2 protein-coding genes are annotated in these 2,580 nt (G+C 64.9%); one reads left to right on the top strand and one right to left on the bottom strand.

What is annotated here, in order from left to right; translation table 11 throughout:
• Positions 1–1,000: aromatic ring-hydroxylating dioxygenase subunit alpha (locus tag VFA16_RS03945; protein WP_324966558.1), on the bottom strand; the 1,000-nt coding region annotated here is incomplete at its 3' end.
• Between the two features lie 93 nt (positions 1,001–1,093).
• Between VFA16_RS03945 and VFA16_RS03940 the strand changes: the two genes are divergently transcribed.
• The gene (locus VFA16_RS03940) at positions 1,094–2,542 is read left to right on the top strand and encodes an aldehyde dehydrogenase (protein ID WP_324966557.1); all 1,449 of its coding nucleotides are present in this window, start codon (positions 1,094–1,096) and stop codon (positions 2,540–2,542) included.
• Positions 2,543–2,580: the final 38 nt, after the last annotated feature.

Genomic DNA, 2,580 nt, shown 5'->3' with positions numbered 1-2,580 from the left:
ACGTCGGCCAATAGTGATACGTCAGATACCATCCCTGTCCCCAAATCAGGATCACGAAGTTCGGGAAGATCTGAAACGAGTCCAGCCCCCACGGGTCGCACTTGGCCGGGTTGACACCAGCGGGCAGCTCGCCGAGGTCAGGACTGTCCCACGGCCCGAAAAGCCCGCTGCGGCAGATGTCTTCCATCGGCTTGCGCATCTCGGCATCCATCTCCCAGGCCCGCACACCTGAGGTGCTTACCAGCCGGTGCGGCCCGTCGATGCGGTAGTGCGGAGCCTCGAAACCGGCTTCGGCCGCCGCCTTGGAGTAGGTGGTCGGCGACTGGTTCGCATGCAAGACCGGCGCGTGGTAGAACTCCTGGAACGCGTCGAGGTAGAGCTTCCAGTTCGCTTTGACCTGCGAGTGGTAATACCACCGCGACGTCAGTTGCCCGAACGGATAGCCTTCCAGCGCAGTGATCATCGGGCCGAGGAACTCCCGCAGCGACTGTTCGGGCTCTTTGGCGAAGTTGACGAAGATGAAACCTTCCCACACGTCGCAGTGCACCGGCACCAGGCCGTAGCGGTTCTTGTTGAGGTCGAAAAACTCGTCTTCCTGCGGGACGTGGGTCAGGTTGCCGTCGAGGTCGTAGCGCCAGGCGTGGTACTTGCAGCGGAACTGCCGACAAAAGCCACTGCTCTCTTCTGCCGGCATGTCGTTCCACACCAGCTTGTTGCCACGGTGCCGACAGATGTTGTGGAACGCTTTGATCTCGCCGTTCGTGTTGCGCACCACGACGATCGAGGTGTTGGCGACCTTCAGTTCCTTGGTGAAGTAGCTGCCCTTGCGTGGAAGTTGCTCTGCGCGACCGACATTCAGCCACACCCGCTTGAAGATCGCAGCCCGCTCCAGTTCGTAGAACTCCGGGGAAATGGAGTCCTCGTAGGATACTGGGCCGGTTCCCAGTTCGGGGTAGTGCTGGGTCCAGCTGCCTTCCGGTGGCTTGGGGAAACGAGCCATGTCTACTCCTGTCGAAACGACCACCTGCCCGCAGCGCTGACGGTATATGCTCAAGGGCACAATCGCAAGTAGTTGATATTGTCGGGAGGTGGCGTGCAGCGACGAGACCAGCTCTTCATCGGCGGGACGTGGTCGGCGCCGAGCAGCGATGACGTCATCGAGGTTGTCTCGCCGTCCACCGAAGAACCCGTCGCGCAGGTCGCTGCTGCCGGGCCGGCCGACGTCGACGCCGCGGTTGCGGCCGCCCGTAAGGCGTTCGACGACGGCCCGTGGCCGCGGCTCGATCCGTCCGAACGCATCGATGCGGTGCGGCGGCTGGCCGCGCTCTATGACGCGCGACGGTCGGCGATCGCTGAGCTAATCACCACCGAGATCGGTGCTCCGATCAGTTTCGCCCAGCGCGCCCAGGTCGGTCTGCCGTGGATGATGATGACCGCGTTTTGCTCGCTGGCCGAAGGGTTTCCGTGGGAGGAAACCCGCCGCGGCTGTTACGGCGCCGATATCCGTATCCGCCGCGAACCCGTTGGTGTTGTTGCCGGGATCGTGCCGTGGAACATGCCGCAGTTTTTGATCGTCACCAAGCTGGTGCCCGCGCTGCTGGCCGGGTGTTGCGTGGTACTCAAGCCGGCACCGGAGTCGCCGCTGGACGCGCTGTTGCTCGCTGAGCTGATCGAACAGCTCGAACTGCCGCCCGGTGTGGTCAGCGTTCTGCCCGGCGGTGCCGACGTCGGCGCGTATCTGGTCGGGCACCCGGGTGTCGACAAGGTGTCGTTCACCGGGTCCACCGTCGCCGGAAAGCGCGTCGCTGAGGCGTGCGCGGCCGGCTTGAAGCGGGTGAGCCTGGAACTCGGCGGCAAGTCTGCGGCAATCGTCCTCGACGACGCCGATCCGGCGGCGGTTGCTTCCGGTGTCCGATCGGCCAGCCTGTCCAACAGCGGGCAGATCTGCAATGCGCTCACCCGAATTCTGGTGCCCGCCAAACGGGCCGGCGAGTTCGTCGACGCGTTGGCCGCCGAAGTGCAAGCGCTTCGGGTGGGAGATCCGAGTGACCCTGCCACCCAGCTGGGTCCCCTGGTATCGCAGCGACAGCAGCAGCGTGTGCTCGGCTACATCGAGAAAGGCCGGCAGGAAGGTGCGCGCGTGGTCACCGGGGGCACCGGCATGCCCGACGGCCTGGACTGCGGCTGGTATGTGCGGCCGACGCTGTTCGCCGACTCCGACAACACCATGCTCATCGCGCGCGAAGAGATCTTCGGCCCGGTGCTGACCGTCATCTCCTATCGCGACGAGGACGAGGCGGTCACGATCGCCAACGACTCCGACTACGGGCTGGCCGGCTCGGTGTGGACCGGCGAGACCGAGCGCGGGATCGCGCTGGCCGCGCGCATCCGGACCGGCACGTTCGGGGTCAACCAGGGCTACACCATGGACCCCGTCGCGCCGTTCGGCGGCGTGAAATCCAGCGGCTACGGCCGGGAACTGGGCCGCGAAGGCATCGAAGGTTACCTGGAAACCAAGTCGATTTCGGTGGCCGGCGGCTAGCGGCAGCGGCGGATTCGACTGCGTCGCAACTGGTTTAG

Source organism: Mycobacterium sp., from assembly GCF_035653355.1.
Classification (GTDB): Bacteria; Actinomycetota; Actinomycetes; order Mycobacteriales; family Mycobacteriaceae; genus Mycobacterium.
This window is presented reverse-complemented; position numbering and strand designations above follow the sequence as displayed.